The organism is Bradyrhizobium ottawaense, assembly GCF_900099825.1.
Taxonomy (GTDB): domain Bacteria; phylum Pseudomonadota; class Alphaproteobacteria; order Rhizobiales; family Xanthobacteraceae; genus Bradyrhizobium; species Bradyrhizobium ottawaense_A.
Map to the genome: position 1 here is coordinate 4,305,681 of NZ_LT629693.1, position 14,954 is coordinate 4,320,634.

The following is a 14,954-nucleotide window of genomic DNA, read 5'->3' on the forward strand; positions in this document are numbered from 1 at the left end:
CGGGGGTTTTTCGCATTTTGCGATCCGAAAAACCGAAACGTTCTACACCAAGACGTCAGGAAAAACGAAAACACATGAGCGCGTTCTATAGAGAGAAAGTTCTTTCTGTCCGGCATTGGACCGATACGCTTTTCAGCTTCACCGCCACCCGCGATTCCGGCTTCCGCTTCCAGAACGGCCAGTTTGCGATGATCGGCCTCGAGGTCGAGGGGCGTCCGTTGCTGCGCGCCTACAGCATGGCGAGCGCCAATCACGAGGAGGAACTCGAATTCTTCTCGATCAAGGTCGCCGACGGGCCGCTGACCTCGAAGCTGCAGAAGATCAGGGAAGGCGACGAGATCCTGGTCGGCCGCAAGGCCACCGGCACGCTGATCACCGACAACCTGATTGCGGGCCAGCGTCTGCTGCTGCTGTCCACTGGAACGGGCCTTGCGCCGTTCGCGAGCCTGATCAAGGACCCCGATGTCTACGAGCGGTACGAGACCATCGTGCTGGTTCATGGCTGCCGGCAGGTATCCGAACTGGCTTATGGCGAGGAACTGGTCGCCAAGCTCCGCGACGATGAACTGTTCGGGCCGCTGCTGTCGGAGAAGCTGTTGTATTATCCGACCGTGACCCGCGAGCCGTTCCGCAACCGTGGCCGCATCACCGACCTGATCACGTCGGAACAGTTGTTCAACGACATTCACCAGTCGCCGCTCGATATCGCGACCGACCGCATCATGATGTGTGGCAGCCCGGGCATGCTGGAAGAGCTGCGTCAGATGTTCGAGGGCCGGGGCTTCCTCGAAGGCAGCCACAGCCAGCCCGGCCATTTCGTGATCGAGAAGGCGTTCGTCGAGCGCTGAGGCTTCATAACGTTCATTCCGGGGCGCATCGAAGACGCGAACCTCGGATGCGCAATTGCGCATCGGGGAATCTCGAGATTCCCCGGGGTGCAATTGCACCCCTGAGGTCTGGTCCTGCGGGCCATCCCGGAATGACAGCCCCACCGTAGCGTCCCCCGTTCATCCGCTGCTATAATCTCCTCCGAACGCCGCGCGGCCTTGCCGACGTGGCGACATCGGGGAGCGGGTGCGCTGTGGCGGTACGCGATGAGATCGGGCTAACGAAGACCGCCTTTGTGTTCGCCGGCGGCGGCAGCTTTGGCGCCATTCAGGTCGGGATGCTGCATTCTCTCGCTTCCCACGGCATTACCGCGGACATGGTGGTCGGCTCCAGCGTCGGCGCCTTGAACGGCGCGTTCTACGCCGGCGATCCGACGCTCAAGGGCGTGGAGAGACTGGGGACGATCTGGCGCGGACTGACGCGGCAGGATGTCTTTCCGATGAGCTGGCGCACGGTGCTGAGTTTTCTGTGGCGCCGCGATTTCCTGATTCCCCATGACGGCATCCGCAAGCTGATCGAGGATCACATCCCCTATCGCAATCTGCAGGATGCCAAACTGCCGCTGCACATCGTCACCACCGATATCGTGACCGGCGACAGCGTGGTCCTATCGGAAGGGCCGATCGACGAGGCGATCGTTGCCTCGACGGCGATCCCCGGCGCGTTCGCGCCGGTCCATTACCGGAATTACTACCTCGCCGATGGCGCCATCTCCAGCAACACGCCGATCCAGGTGGCGGTGAAGAAGGGTGCCAGACGGCTGATCATTCTGCCGACCGGGCACGCCTGTGCGACGCAGACGCCGCCGGTCGGCGCGGTCGCGAATGCACTGCATGCGTTGACGCTGCTGATCGCGCGTCAACTGGTCAGCGAGCTGGAAAGCCTCGGGCCCGAGATCGAATATTTCGTGGTGCCGCCTTTATGCCCGCTGGTGGGATCACCGTACGATTTCTCGCGCACGGCTGATCATATCGCTCGCGCCATCGAGACCACCGACGCCTGGTTGGCCCAGCACAGCCTTCAGGAGGGCAGGATTCCCGACGAGATGCGGCCGCATAGTCACTGAGCGATGCCGTTACGCTGCACTGCAATAGCTTGCCGGCCGATGCCGCCCCGCCAGATCGGATCTGAAAAATTTTTCCGGGTTGCTGTCATATCCGCGATTGCCGGGGCGTATATCGTATGGCGCTTATTCCGCTGATTGGACTAAGCTACCGGTCGACAAGCAATAATCCGGCTGAGGGATTTTATGGAAACGCTGCTGCTTCCGTTCTCGCCACGCTTCATCGTGTTGACGATCTGCGCCGTCGTCACGGCATTGCTGCTCGGCATCGGGGTTTTCGACCATAACCCGAAGATATGGGAAGTCGTGCTGATCCCGACCGTGATCTTCGGCGCCCTCACGCTTCTCGGCCTTCGCGACCTGACGCAGAAGAGCCACGCCGTTTTGCGCAACTATCCGATCTCGGCGCACATCCGTTTTCTGCTCGAAGAGATCCGGCCCGAGATGCGGCAGTATTTCTTCGAGAGCGAAAAAGACGGCATGCCGTTTTCCCGCGACACCCGCGCGCTGGTCTATCAGCGCGCCAAGATGGTGCTCGACAAGCGGCCATTCGGTACCCAGGAGGACGTCTACCGCGACGGCTATGAGTGGATGCACCATTCGGTGGCGCCGAAGGCGCGTGCCGAGGAGCAATTCCGCATCACCATCGGCGGTCCCGATTGCACCAAGCCATACTCGGCTTCAGTGTTCAATATCTCGGCGATGAGTTTCGGCGCGCTCAGCCCCAATGCGGTGCGCGCGCTGAATGCGGGCGCCAAAAAAGGCGGCTTCGCGCACGACACCGGCGAGGGCGGCGTCAGCCCCTATCATCGCGAGAATGGCGGTGACATCATATGGGAGGTTGGCTCCGGCTATTTCGGCTGCCGCAACCGCGACGGAACGTTCAATCCGGATGAGTTCGCGCGTGTGGCGTCCGACGACCAGATCAAGATGGTCGAGCTCAAGATCAGCCAGGGCGCCAAGCCCGGGCACGGCGGCGTGCTGCCGGCGGCCAAGGTCTCGGCGGAGATTTCCAAAATCCGCGGTGTTGCCATGGGCGAGGATTGCATCTCGCCGGCCTTTCACCGGGCGTTCTCGACGCCGTTGCAGATGATGGCCTTTATTGGCGAGATGCGAAGGCTGTCCGGCGGCAAGCCTGCCGGGTTCAAGATGTGCATCGGCCATCCCTGGGAATTCCTGGCGATCTGCAAGGCGATGCTGGAAAGCGGAATCTACCCCGACTTCATCGTCGTCGACGGCAATGAAGGCGGCACGGGGGCAGCGCCGCTGGAGTTCATGGACCATCTGGGCATGCCGATGCGCGAGGGCGTCAACTTCGTCCATAATGCGCTTGTCGGCATCAATGTGCGCGACCGCATCAAGATCGGCGCCGCCGGCAAGATCGCGACCGCGTTCGACATGGCGCGGGCGATGGCGATCGGCGCCGACTGGTGCAATTCGGCGCGTGGTTTCATGTTTTCGCTGGGCTGTATCCAGTCGCTGAGTTGCCATACCGATCGCTGTCCGACCGGTGTGACCACGCAGGATCCCTCCCGCGCCCGTGCGCTGGTGGTGCCGCACAAGGTCGAGCGGGTCTACAACTATCATCACGCCACTTTGCATGCGCTTTCCGAGCTGATCGCCGCGGCAGGCCTCGAGCATCCCCGGGAAATCCGGTCGATCCATTTCTCGCAGCGGAGCTCGACGACCGTAGTACAGTCTTTCGCGCAGCTTTATCCGTCGCTGCGGCCGGGCGAATTGATCGATGGCACCGAGGATCCACGCTTCCGCGAAGCATGGGCGATGGCGCGGGCGGATTCGTTCCAGCCGGTGGCGTGACGGCGCCGGCGCTATGGTGTTTTCTAGCGTGACGACGTGCGAAACAAATCGTCGAACCGGAATGAATAGCCAAGGCCTATGATGTAGTTCGGCGAATTCCGGTTGAGGCCGAATGCAAGGTGAAAGTCGATCTGCTGGGTCTTGGTCAGGAGATATCCGCCCCCGGTGTTGAAGAGCTGGACGCTGCTGCCGCGCGAGGGATAATCGCCGATATATTCGACGAACAGCGACGCGCGCTCGGTGACCCTCTTTTCGAGTACGAACGTCGCCTCCGTGGTCTGCTTGTTGGCGGGATCGGACGGGAAGAAGAACGTCGTCACCATGCCGCTGGTCCCCCAGCCGCCGCCGATCTCATACGACCATGGAAATTGCAGGTAAGGCTGCAGACCCGGGCCGGCGATTTTGGGCGAGCCGGTCGGCAGGCCAGCCCCCGCTGTCACCGACAAATTCCAGGGTTCGGGAAGCGCGGCGAACTGCCACTTGATGGCCGGCGCCACATTGCCGAAACCGCTGCCGGCGTCGCCCTTCAGGCGGCCGACATAATCCGGCACGTCGACCAGAATCTCGAGGCAGTTTGCGATGCCGAGGCGGAGCCGGCTGTTGGTGCCGTCGAACGTCTTGTCCAGACCGCGCCGCGCTGTGTTGATGCCGTTTTCGCCCTGCAGGCTGCCAACGGGAACGACGAGACTGGAGTTCGTGACATCGGGCCTGTCGGTGGCGATCTCCGACGCCGAGGTCGGGCATTCGCCGGCCTGCGCGAGCGCCGGTGCAGCTGCGACGAAGAGAAGCGTCAAGGAGGTCCCAAAGCGAATCTTGGCCAAGATCAGCCGGAACGGCACGCGCGTCATCCTCTGTCTATGGATATCCCACGATCAGTATCATCGTTTCCCGGCTTTTATTCCCGGTGCGGCTTTTTTTTGCACAGGATCGCGGCGATTTCGGCACGTGATTTTGCTGATGCCTGGCGCCGCTAGAACTCGCCGTGGAGACGGCCCGAGAAGATGTGAACCGGGCCGCGGTCGGCATTGTAGGCGGGATTGGTGATGAACTGATAGTCGGCGGTCAGGGTGAACTGCTTGTTGAGCGCATAGGCGTAATACGTCTCGAAGATGCGCTCGTTGCGGTAGTTGAGCTGGCCGTCGCCGATCAGCAGGCCGAGGCCGCCGGCGGCGAGGTAATCGCGATGCGCACTGGATAACCCGTTGACCGCACCGCCGATGCCGATGGTATCGCTCGGGCGTCCCCAATAGCTGCCTTTCACCGACAAGCCGCCCGAAATGCTGCGGTCGATGTCGGTGAACGACAGAATCTCGTTCTGCCCGTCATTCCAGCTTGCGCGGGCAAACAGGCCTACATCCCGGGCGATCTGCTGCTCGGCATTGGCATAGAAACCGTATTTCAGATTGTCGCGGCGAATGCCCGCCATGATCGTGTTGATATCGAGCGCCGGGTTCGTCGCCTCGATGGCCAGCGCGTCGCGATAATTGCCGGTGTTGCCGCGATTGCCGAATGCCCCGAGCCGCAATTTGCCCGGCTGATCGAAGATCGCGTAGCGGCCCTCGAATTCGACCACGGCGCCTCCGGTCTTGAAGGTAAGGATGTCGCTATTGGGCGCAGTGGGCACCTGGAACAGTCCGGCGCGTACCGCCCAATCCTTGCGATTGAGCTCGGCCACGGCGCCGCGTGTGTAACCGGGCAGGTCGGCCGGAAAATCGTAAGCCGCCGACGACCACATCGCCCAGTTCATGAAGTCCGCGCGCGGATCCTTCGCATAGGAATTACCGTCGAAGAAATCGCCGATCGCAAAGCGCCCGACGATCAGCGTGACCCGGTCGATGTCGCGTTTCCCCGCCAATTGGTTGGCTGCGTCCGGGACATCTTCCTGTTCGCCGCCGAGGCCGAAGGTTTGCTTGATGTAATAACGCTGCGGGCGGATTTTCGGGAAGGCGGCGCCGGCCTTCTGCGCTTCGCCGTTCGGGAATCCCGCCAATCCCAGCGTGCCGTTCAGGCCAAAACCCTGTGCAAGCTCCGGATTGAAATAGAACTCACCACCCTGCCACAGCCGCGCGCCGATAAACGCCGTCGTGGTCCAGGTCTCCTGCAACTGTCCGGCGCCGGGAAGACTATAGGCGCCGGCATAGGGCGAACGAATGCTGGGATAGGCCTGCGGCAAAAAGGTGGTTTGCGCGTGGATATTCCAGTCGTTCGATTCCGGAAGCAGCGTTTTTCCATCGGCCGGAGCGATCCACGGGGTGTCACCGAACCGGTAATTCAGGCCGAGTTTCACGAGATGGATGCGGGGGTCGACGTTAATTCCCGGCAGGGCGAAGCCGCTGAGGTCGTACAAGCGCCGCGACAGGTCGATGTAGCTGTATTCGGCCTTTGCGCTCCAGTTGCCGCTCACCGCGAACTCGGCGCCGGCACCCGCGGTCCAGCCGGTGTGGTATTGTCCTGGCGATGAGATGATGTCTCTGACGTCGTCGTGGATATTGACGTGGGTGTGTCCCCAGGCGAACCCGCCGGTCAGATAGGGCATCCAGCTTCCGAATGCGTAACCAATGCGGCCGCGCAGGGTGCCGGTATAGTCGATGGTCGCGTTGAACGGAGCCGGCCTCAGCGCCGCGCCGTCCATCGGGCTCGGAAACGACGCGTCCGCTTCGATGCCAAGCACGAACCGGTTCGAGAACTGCCTGCTATAGCCAGCCTGGTAGCCGCCGATCAGTCCGGTAACGCTGTGCGGCAGGAATACGCCCTGCTCGGGAAGCGGATTGGTTCCCGGCCCAAGACTTCCGCCGCCATAGCCGAAGTGGCCGCCGATATAAAAGCCGGTCCAGTCGTAGACGGCTGCCATATCGGCCGCGGCCGCAGGCCCGCCCAGCGCGAGCGCGCCGAGCGCCACACCAGCCAGGACATGCTTCCGATATCGGCGGTCGCGGTTCATCGTGCGGACATTTCGCAAAGGCTGCGGCGGTCTCGCGTCATCACTGCAGATTTGAAGGCCTGCCGCCACCCAAGAAATGAAGTCATCAACCCCGCCGCCCCCGGTCGGATTTTCATGATTCTCCCGGTCCAAGCCAGACCGGGGAACACACCGCTTATGGTCGGTTCTTATTGCAAGTAATTCGCAATAGCAACAAGACTAAATAGCACACCCGTTGGATGGCATTCAGCGATGACAGTTTTGCAACGGGTCCCGCGGCCGGGGCGGCACCGGTCCAAAAAGATTGACGCCGGGGGGGCAAACCGGGCGGGTCGGGTTGCGACGATCAAGGCCTCCTCATTTGCCGACAAGCAGCGGCCTGGCGAACAAGGATGGAATGAGGTCGTCCAGAAAGAACAGCAGTTGCGCCCGTCCGCCGACCGTGCGTCCGGCCGACGAATTGAGCGGTATGATCGCTTCGACGGCGGCTTGCCAGGTCACCGCGACATAGGACAGGCCGGGATTGACGGTTGCGATGGTCTTCTGCCCGCGCGGTGAATCGAACGCGAATTCGACCAGAGGGACCCATTGATTCAAAGGCTCCTCCCTGGGAGGGCAGCCGGTAAATCGGTTGGTCAGGTAGAGGGTGCTGAACTCGATCGCAAAACCCCAATGCAGGATGTCGACGCTCGGACCAGGCAATGGGCCAAGGCGACGTGTTAGCGGATCAATGCCGTCGTTGATCGAGACCGGACTTGTCGGGTGCTCGAGGACAACGGCGCCGGTGATGCCGAACGGCCGCAGCCACGCTACAGAATCCGGCAGGTCACCGAATCCCTTGCCAAAAAAAATCCCTGGCTTGATCGTATCGGGAGCGTTGGCGCCGACGCCCTGTCCTCCCGAATGTCCGATGCCCCAGCTCAATCCAGCCGAAACCAGCATCTCATGGGGGTTGTCGCGGAACACCTCGCCCTTGACGGTGAGGTTGGTGGTGTCGAAACCGGAACGCTGCGCGGTCCCCCAGTTGCGATAGATCCCGCCGCTGTCGATGCCCACCCCGATGGTTGGGGTGAGGAGGCGGAAGAACGTCCAGTTGATCCTGTTGTCGACGACGTCCCCGCCGTCGCCCGGATGTTTCGAACTCGAGACGAGCGGCAAGATGGCTTCGTCGGCGACCGCTGGATCGTCGAATGTGAGCGTGCCGGGAAAAAACCGGTTACCGGCAATGCCGTGGGCCTCGGCGCCCTGAATGCCGCCCAGCAACGCAATCGCAATGATGACCCGTGATGCCGGCATCGGGAGACTGCTCACGTCGTTCGAAGGGCTTCGGAGCCGATCTAGGAAAGTTGCAAAGCGTGCTGGACCTCGACGGTGACGTGCGACAAGTCACCGAATTTCGCCAGCCGCTGCCGGTAATGTGCCGCCTCGCGCGCCTGCGTGGTTGCGACCGAGACGATGGCGCCGAGATGTCCAGGCCCCAACCGCCAAAGATGCAGATCGGTGACCCGGTCGCCGTCGCTCTCGATGACGGCGCGGACTCGCTCCGCCATCCGTGGATCCGCCGTACGATCGAGCAGGATGCCGCCGGTATCGCGCAGCAACCCAACGGACCAGTTGGCGATGACAAGCGCGCCGATCAGGCCAGCCAGCGGGTCCATCCAGAGCCAGCCGAACGTGCGCGCCAGCAACAGCCCGGCAATCACCAGAACGGACACAGCCGCGTCGGCCACGACATGGATCACGGCGGCGCGCATATTGTTGTCGCGGTGATGCGAGCCATGCCCGTCCCCTTGCGCGTCCCCGTGATCATGCTCCTCGAATTCCAGTTCGCGTTCCTGCTGCTGGCCCGCCTGCGTCAGGCGAACCATGGCTGTGAAGGCATGTGGTTCCGGAATTTCGTCGCGTGACTCCAGATAGTGGCCCCAAAGGTCGAACGAAAACAGCTGGCGGCTACCGTCCGGGCGGATGGTCTCGATGTTGACGTCGGAAGCGTCCGGCAACAGGCCGCTTTCCGCGCGCAGGCGGAACCGTGGCGGCACGTTTTCTTCAAAAACCTCGATTTCCAGGAGGCGGGAGCCGAATGCGATGCGCCGAGGCTCCTCGCCATGATCGTGGCCATGACCATGCGAGTGCCCATGATGATGCCCGCCGGACAATAGCCATGCGCTTACGACATTGACCGCCAGACCAAGAACGGCAATCGGGATCGCCTCGTTGAAGCTGATAGCGACGGGGTTAAGCAGCCGCGATACGGCCTCATAGCCGATCAACAGCGCAATCATCGCCAGGACAATGGCGCTTGAATATCCCGCGAGGTCGCCGAACTTGCCGGTCCCGAATGTGAAACTGCGATCATCGGCATATTTGCGGGCGTAGGTATAAGCCAACGCCGCCAGCAGCAGGGCGCCGGCATGCGTCGACATGTGCAATCCATCGGCAATAAGCGCCAGCGAGCCGAACAGCGCGCCACCGACGATTTCGGCGATCATCATCACGGTGCAAAGGGCGATCACCGCCCAGGTCCGGCGCTCCGCCTTGTCGTGGTCTTTGCCCAGGAACACGTGATCGTGCGGCGTAAACTTGAATGCCGATTCCGTTTCGACCATGACGCTTGTCCTCACTTCAGGTAGGTGTGGACCACTTCGATCAACTGATCCGCCGCGTCGGCGTTGAGTGCTCCCGGATTCCTCTCGGGATCGACAAGATGCGTGCGGATGTGGTCCTCGACCACCTCGGCCATCAGGCCCGCCACGCTGCCGCGAATGCCGGCAATCATATGCATGATGCGCTCGCATTCGGCCTCGTCGGTCAGTGCCCGCTCGATCGCCTCGATCTGGCCCCGGATGCGGCCGACCCGGGCGAGCAGCTTTTTCTTTTCTCGGATGGTATGTGCCATAGATTGGATAAATAGGGTACCCCCCTATTCTATGTCAACGGCAAAAGCACGTCGTCGCCGGCCTCCCCAAAAAAGTTGACCCGCCCGGGGGGACAACCGGGCGGGTCGTGTGCGGCACAGGGTGGATGAGGCGCCCGTGCCGGACGCAGGATCCACTAGCGAAGCGTTTTCAAGCGAAGTGGTGACCGGTTCGCGTGAAGAAAACGCGTCAAACAAGAGGCGAAGCGTTTGGGCGTCAGGTCGGATTGCTTGAAGCAACGCTTCTCAAACAGAAATCAAACTCAGTCGATCAATCAGTAGCCGCAGCTACGAACGCGGCCGATGTAGTTGCCGTAGGCGTCGAACTGGCGAACCCAGCCGCAGCGGCGATAGCCGTCGTAGTAGTAACCGTCGTTGCTGGCGGCGATCGCGGAGCCGACGATGGCAGCGCCGACGAGGCCGGCGCCAACGCCCCAGCCCCAGCCGATCGGCTTGGCCTGTGCCTGGGTGGTGGTGGATGCGATCGTGCCGGTAACGGCAAGCGCGGCGAGAGCGAGCGCGGCAATCCTGGTCTTGATCGACATTGGAAACTCCATCCGGTTGCAAGCGGCCATTGGGGTCCGCATGCCAGTTGGACGGAGGCTTTCCGAATCTGGTTCGAATTCCGCGAGGGCGATTCGGAAAATCGATTATTCTGTAATTATTACAATTATTTGGAAGGATTATTCGGGCCGGCTGCCAGCCTGTTCACGTCGAAGTTATCGACGTCGGCGAGCAATTCGCAGAACGCGCGCGCGCCGTGATCGAGCAATCTCTCGCCCTTCTCCGCGGAGCCCTTGGTGGCGTCGCCGACCGCGCCGCTGGGGTGCAGATCCTGCACCTGCCAGGCGAACGGGGCGGGCCGTTGCGTCGAGAGCCAGCGGAATTCCTGCTCCATCGCGATACTCGCGGGACGGAAATCCGCGATCGCTTCGTTGCGCACCGCGTGCGGATATCGCGCCAGCATGATCGAGGTTTCGACCGCGCCACCATGAATGCCGTGGCGCAGCTCTTCCGCCGAGAACAATCCCTCCGGTACGCCGAACCGCGACCAGCTCGTGGTCACCGCGAGCAGGCGGTGCTTCGCGCGCAAATCCTGCGCCACCAGCATCATCCCGGCACTGTTGCCGCCATGGCTCGTCACCATCACCAGCTTGCGGATGCCTCTGCGCGCAACGTCTTCGCCGAGCGCCATCCAGTCCCTCAGCGCGACGTCGGTCGGCAGCGTCAGCGTGCCGGGAAAATCAGTATGCTCGGTGGAGATGCCGATCGGCTGGATCGGGAGAAAGGTGACGGGGATCGTCCGGGGCAAAAACTCGCGGACCCGCGCCAGATAGGCCTCGCCGATCATGACATCGGTTTCCAGCGGCAAATGCGGGCCGTGCTGCTCGGTAGCCGCCAGCGGCAGGACAGCAATCCAGCACGCGGCCTCGGTCGCGGTGACATCCGGCCAGTGGATGTCGGTCCAGTCACGGGGTGGAACAGGCGAAGTCATCGAGCCAAGTGTTTCTTTGGAGAAGCGTTTCATTGGATGAATTTGCAGGATAGTTTGTTAGTTATGCCGGGGAGTATGCCTTGGATAACACGCATAAGACCCCAGAGGACGTGATCCACGTCCGATGCCTTCCTATCATGTTCCCATCATCTTCCTATCTTGGGCCAGAATGACCGACGGAGTCCAACCATGAACCCGGACTTTTTGCCGCGAGCGTTAACCGCCGGTCTTGTGGCGCTGATGGCCGCGCTGATGCCCGCACGCGCCCAAACCCTCGACAAGGTTTCGTTCGGAACCAATTGGGTGGCGGAGGCCGAACATGGCGGCTTCTTCCAGGCGGTCGCCGACGGCACCTACAGGAAATACGGCCTCGACGTCACCATCGTGCCCGGCGGACCCAACACCAACAACCGCATGCTGCTGACCGCCGGCAAGCTCGACTTCTTCATGAGCGCCAATACGCTGCAATCCTTCGACGCGGTTACCAACAAGGTGCCGCTGGTGACGGTGGCGGCGATGTTCCAGAAGGATCCGCTGGTCCTCCTGACCCATCCTGAAATCAAGATCAGCAAGCTCGAGGATCTCAAGCCGCTGACGCTGTTGATGTCGAAGGAGGGGCTTGCGAGCTATTTCCAGTGGCTGAAGTCCGAATATGGTTTCGGCGAGAGCAAGGTCAAACCCTACACCTTCAACCCGCAGCCCTTCATCGTGAACAAGCAGAGCGCGATGCAGGGTTATGTCACCTCCGAGCCCTATGCGGTGCAGAAGGCTGCCGGATTCACGCCGAACGTGATCCTGATGGCCGACTACGGCTGGAGTGCCTATTCGACCCTGATCGAGACCCGTACCGAGACCGTCGACAAGAAGCCGGACCTGGTGCAGCGCTTCGTCGATGCCTCCATCATCGGCTGGTACAACTATCTCTACGGCGACAACAAGCCGGCGAACGAGATGATCAAGAAGCTCAACCCTGACATGACCGACGAACTGCTCGCTTATTCCCTGGCCAAGATGAAGGAATACGGCATCGTCGATTCCGGCGACACCTTGAAGGACGGCATCGGCGCCATGAACGACGCGCGGGTCGCGAGCTTCTTCGACAAGATGGTGCGGGCCGGCGTGGTCAAGGGCGATATCGACTACCGCCAGGCCTACACGCTTCGCTTTGCCAACAAGGCCGTCGGTCTCAATTTGCGGCCGAAGAACTGACGCCCGATGGCGGATCCTGCATTATCCGAGACGGAGTTTGGCAGCGTCGCCGTACGGCTGCGCGGCGCCACCAAGGTCTACGACAACGGCGTAACCGCGCTGGGGCCGCTAGATCTGGATGTGGCGCGCGGCGAATTCGTTTCGCTGCTCGGGCCTTCCGGTTGCGGAAAATCGACAGCCTTGCGGCTGATCGCGGGGCTCACGACACCGAGTTCGGGCACCGTGAGTGTGTCGCATCGCGCCGGCCAGACCGAACGGCGGCATTCCATCGGCTTCGTGTTTCAGGAGCCAACCCTGATGCCGTGGGCAAGCGTGCGGGAAAACGTTCGCCTGCCGCTGAAATTGTCGCATGCCCCGGCCGGCGAAGCGGATGCGCGCATCCGCGAGGCGCTGGTGCAGGTCGGGCTCGCCGAATTTGCCGATGCCTACCCGCGCGAATTGTCCGGCGGGATGAAGATGCGGGTCTCGCTGGCGCGGGCGCTGGTCACCGATCCGGACATTCTGCTGATGGACGAGCCGTTTGCGGCGCTCGACGAGATCACGCGCTTTCGGCTCAACAACGACCTGCTGACGCTGTGGCGTGACCTGAAAAAGACCGTCGTCTTCGTTACCCATTCGGTGTTCGAGTCGGTCTATCTCTCGCAGCGCGTGATCGTGATGACATCGCGGCCGGGGCGCGTCTCAAGCGAATTTCGCATCGATACGCCGGAGCCTCGCGTCGAGGACTTTCGGATGTCGGCCGGCTATGCCGGCTATTGCCGCGAGGTCTCCCAGGCGCTGTCGCCCTCTTATGCGGGGCTGTCAGGCGCATGAGATCGCTCCCGAACCTCGGTCTCTTCCTGCTTCCCGTCGTCGTGCTGGCGGCGGGCCTGGTGGCGTGGGAAGTCGTGGTTGATGTCAACGACATCCAGCCCTATGTGCTGCCGGGGCCGCTGTTGGTGCTTCGGACACTGGTCGGCGATTGGCCGGTGCTGTCGGAATCGCTTGGCGTCACCCTGCTGACGACGCTGGAAGGATTCATTGCCGCAGCCGTCGGTGGCGTCGCGCTGGCGCTGTTGTTCAATCAATCCCGGTTGTTGGAATATTCGCTGTTCCCCTATGCGGTGATCCTGCAGGTCACGCCGGTCATCGCGATCGCGCCGTTGCTGCTGATCTATCTGCCGCAGCAGACCGCGGTCATCGTCTGCGCCTGGATCGTCGGTTTCTTTCCGGTGCTGTCGAACACCACGCTCGGGCTGAATTCGGTCGATCGCAATCTCGCTGGCCTGTTTCAGCTCTATGGGGCGTCGCGGATGCAGACGCTGCGCTACCTGAAACTGCCGGCGGCGCTGCCCTACATCCTGGGCGGCCTGCGGATCGCGGGCGGCCTGTCGCTGATCGGCGCCGTGGTCGCCGAAATCGCGGCGGGCACCGCGGGCGCCGGCTCCGGTCTGGCGTTCCGGATCGCCGAATCCGGCTACCGCCTCAACATTCCCCGAATGTTCGCAGCCTTGCTGCTACTGTCCGCCGCCGGGATTGTCATCTATGGGCTGCTGGCGCTAATTTCACACTTGGTACTAAGGCGCTGGCACGAAAGCGCGCTCGGAAAGGAAAACTGATGGCTGCCGCGAATATTTCATCCGAGAAAGTTGATCTTCTGATCTACGGACCGATCAGGCCGATCCTCGAAAACGGCTTTTCGGACCAGTTCGTCCTGCATACCGCGGAAACGCGTGCCGACCTCGAACGGCTGACTCCGGACACGCTGGCGAAGACCCGCGGCATGGCGGTCACCTATCACTCGGTGCCGGCCGACCGGAAGGCGCTGTCGCATTTTCCGAAACTGGAGATGATCGCAAGCTTCGGCGTCGGCTACGATCACGTCGATTGCAGTTATGCGCGCGAGCACAATATCGTCGTCACCAACACGCCTGACGTGCTGACCGAGGAGGTCGCCGACGTCGCGATGGGACTGCTGATCGCGACCTTGCGCGAATTCGTCAAGGCCGACCGCTATTTGCGTTCCGGCCTGTGGCAGACCCAGAACTATCCCCTGAGTGTCGGCTCGCTGCGCGACCGCAAGGTCGGGATCGTCGGCATGGGCCGGATCGGACAGGCGATCGGACGCCGGCTCGAGGCCTCGCGCGTTCCGGTGTCCTATCACTCGCGCAATCCGTCCCCGGCGGTGTCATACAAGCACTATGGCGACCTGATGGAGATGGCAAAGGCGGTCGATACGCTGATTGTGATCGTGCCAGGCGGCGCCGCTACCACGAAAATGATCAATGCCGACGTGCTGAAGGCGCTTGGGCCGCGCGGCGTCCTGATCAACGTGGCGCGCGGCTCGGTGGTCGACGAGGAGGCGCTGGTCGCGGCGCTGAAGTCCGGCACCATTCTGGCGGCGGGGCTCGACGTCTTCGCCAACGAGCCCAGGGTGCCCGACGAACTGAAGTCGATGCAAAATGTCGTGCTGTTGCCACATATCGGCTCGGCTTCGGTGGTAACGCGCAATGCCATGGATCAACTCGTCGTCGACAATCTGAAGAACTGGTTTGCCGGCAAGGCGCCGCTGACGCCGGTTCCGGAAACCCCGGTGAAGGGGCGCTGATGTTTTCTTGCCGCAGAGTCATTGCGGTGGCGGCGCTGGCGGCGCTGCCGGTGCTTGCGC

14 protein-coding genes are annotated in these 14,954 nt (G+C 62.1%); 7 read left to right on the top strand and 7 right to left on the bottom strand.

All coding sequences use genetic code 11. From position 1 onward, the window contains the following. Positions 1–74: 74 nt before the first annotated feature. The 3 genes from BLR13_RS20135 to BLR13_RS20145 all read left to right on the top strand — a co-directional run bounded on the left by BLR13_RS20135 (position 75) and on the right by BLR13_RS20145 (position 3,769). Positions 75–848: a ferredoxin--NADP reductase gene (locus BLR13_RS20135; RefSeq protein ID WP_074820249.1), complete on the top strand. Its 774-nt coding sequence runs from the start codon at positions 75–77 to the stop codon at positions 846–848. 233 nt (positions 849–1,081) lie between these two features. Then, on the top strand, positions 1,082–1,954 hold the full coding sequence (locus BLR13_RS20140; protein ID WP_074820246.1) for a patatin-like phospholipase family protein: 873 nt from the start codon (positions 1,082–1,084) through the stop codon (positions 1,952–1,954). 183 nt (positions 1,955–2,137) lie between these two features. Beyond that, the gene (locus BLR13_RS20145) at positions 2,138–3,769 is read left to right on the top strand and encodes an FMN-binding glutamate synthase family protein (RefSeq protein WP_074820244.1); all 1,632 of its coding nucleotides are present in this window, start codon (positions 2,138–2,140) and stop codon (positions 3,767–3,769) included. A gap of 23 nt (positions 3,770–3,792) precedes the next feature. On the opposite strand, the gene BLR13_RS20150 is transcribed toward BLR13_RS20145, so the two are convergent. The 7 genes from BLR13_RS20150 to BLR13_RS20180 all read right to left on the bottom strand — a co-directional run bounded on the left by BLR13_RS20150 (position 3,793) and on the right by BLR13_RS20180 (position 11,098). Next, entirely contained in the window at positions 3,793–4,563 is a 771-nt protein-coding gene (locus BLR13_RS20150; protein WP_244524905.1) for a transporter, read from the bottom strand. A gap of 176 nt (positions 4,564–4,739) precedes the next feature. Beyond that, entirely contained in the window at positions 4,740–6,710 is a 1,971-nt protein-coding gene (locus BLR13_RS20155; RefSeq protein WP_074820241.1) for a carbohydrate porin, read from the bottom strand. 336 nt (positions 6,711–7,046) lie between these two features. Then, positions 7,047–7,952: a hypothetical protein gene (locus BLR13_RS20160; protein ID WP_197679484.1), complete on the bottom strand. Its 906-nt coding sequence runs from the start codon at positions 7,950–7,952 to the stop codon at positions 7,047–7,049. A gap of 74 nt (positions 7,953–8,026) precedes the next feature. After that, positions 8,027–9,295 carry a CDF family Co(II)/Ni(II) efflux transporter DmeF gene (gene dmeF, locus BLR13_RS20165; protein WP_074820238.1) on the bottom strand — a complete coding sequence of 423 codons (1,269 nt, stop codon included), beginning with the start codon at positions 9,293–9,295 and terminating at the stop codon, positions 8,027–8,029. A gap of 11 nt (positions 9,296–9,306) precedes the next feature. Further along, entirely contained in the window at positions 9,307–9,585 is a 279-nt protein-coding gene (locus BLR13_RS20170) for a metal/formaldehyde-sensitive transcriptional repressor (protein WP_074820236.1), read from the bottom strand. 293 nt (positions 9,586–9,878) lie between these two features. Next, entirely contained in the window at positions 9,879–10,148 is a 270-nt protein-coding gene (locus BLR13_RS20175) for a hypothetical protein (RefSeq protein WP_074831306.1), read from the bottom strand. A 125-nt stretch (positions 10,149–10,273) separates the two neighbouring features. Further along, complete coding sequence (locus BLR13_RS20180) at positions 10,274–11,098, bottom strand: creatininase family protein (RefSeq protein ID WP_074831305.1); 825 nt, start codon at positions 11,096–11,098, stop codon at positions 10,274–10,276. Positions 11,099–11,287: 189 nt separating this feature from the next. Between BLR13_RS20180 and BLR13_RS20185 the strand changes: the two genes are divergently transcribed. From BLR13_RS20185 to BLR13_RS20200, 4 genes are read left to right on the top strand one after another with little or no spacing between them, the layout of a single operon-like run. Next, positions 11,288–12,307 (top strand): ABC transporter substrate-binding protein, encoded by a 1,020-nt coding sequence (locus tag BLR13_RS20185; protein ID WP_074820234.1) that lies wholly within the window; start codon positions 11,288–11,290, stop codon positions 12,305–12,307. A gap of 6 nt (positions 12,308–12,313) precedes the next feature. After that, on the top strand, positions 12,314–13,120 hold the full coding sequence (locus BLR13_RS20190; RefSeq protein ID WP_074820232.1) for an ABC transporter ATP-binding protein: 807 nt from the start codon (positions 12,314–12,316) through the stop codon (positions 13,118–13,120). Next, complete coding sequence (locus tag BLR13_RS20195) at positions 13,117–13,905, top strand: ABC transporter permease (protein ID WP_074820231.1); 789 nt, start codon at positions 13,117–13,119, stop codon at positions 13,903–13,905. The genes BLR13_RS20190 and BLR13_RS20195 overlap by 4 nt, the downstream gene beginning before the upstream one ends. Beyond that, on the top strand, positions 13,905–14,894 hold the full coding sequence (locus tag BLR13_RS20200) for a 2-hydroxyacid dehydrogenase (protein ID WP_074820229.1): 990 nt from the start codon (positions 13,905–13,907) through the stop codon (positions 14,892–14,894). The genes BLR13_RS20195 and BLR13_RS20200 overlap by 1 nt, the downstream gene beginning before the upstream one ends. Positions 14,895–14,954: the final 60 nt, after the last annotated feature.

Bases quoted from the DNA above. Each gene is read 5' to 3' on its own strand.
- BLR13_RS20135 (WP_074820249.1), top strand. From the start codon at position 75: ATGAGCGCGTTCTATAGAGAGAAAGTTCTTTCTGTCCGGCATTGGACC.
- BLR13_RS20185 (WP_074820234.1), top strand. From the start codon at position 11,288: ATGAACCCGGACTTTTTGCCGCGAGCGTTAACCGCCGGTCTTGTGGCG.
- BLR13_RS20200 (WP_074820229.1), top strand. From the start codon at position 13,905: ATGGCTGCCGCGAATATTTCATCCGAGAAAGTTGATCTTCTGATCTAC.
- BLR13_RS20175 (WP_074831306.1), bottom strand. From the start codon at position 10,148: ATGTCGATCAAGACCAGGATTGCCGCGCTCGCTCTCGCCGCGCTTGCC.
- BLR13_RS20180 (WP_074831305.1), bottom strand. From the start codon at position 11,098: ATGACTTCGCCTGTTCCACCCCGTGACTGGACCGACATCCACTGGCCG.
- BLR13_RS20195 (WP_074820231.1), top strand. From the start codon at position 13,117: ATGAGATCGCTCCCGAACCTCGGTCTCTTCCTGCTTCCCGTCGTCGTG.
- dmeF (WP_074820238.1), bottom strand. From the start codon at position 9,295: ATGGTCGAAACGGAATCGGCATTCAAGTTTACGCCGCACGATCACGTG.
- BLR13_RS20170 (WP_074820236.1), bottom strand. From the start codon at position 9,585: ATGGCACATACCATCCGAGAAAAGAAAAAGCTGCTCGCCCGGGTCGGC.
- BLR13_RS20145 (WP_074820244.1), top strand. From the start codon at position 2,138: ATGGAAACGCTGCTGCTTCCGTTCTCGCCACGCTTCATCGTGTTGACG.
- BLR13_RS20155 (WP_074820241.1), bottom strand. From the start codon at position 6,710: ATGAACCGCGACCGCCGATATCGGAAGCATGTCCTGGCTGGTGTGGCG.
- BLR13_RS20190 (WP_074820232.1), top strand. From the start codon at position 12,314: ATGGCGGATCCTGCATTATCCGAGACGGAGTTTGGCAGCGTCGCCGTA.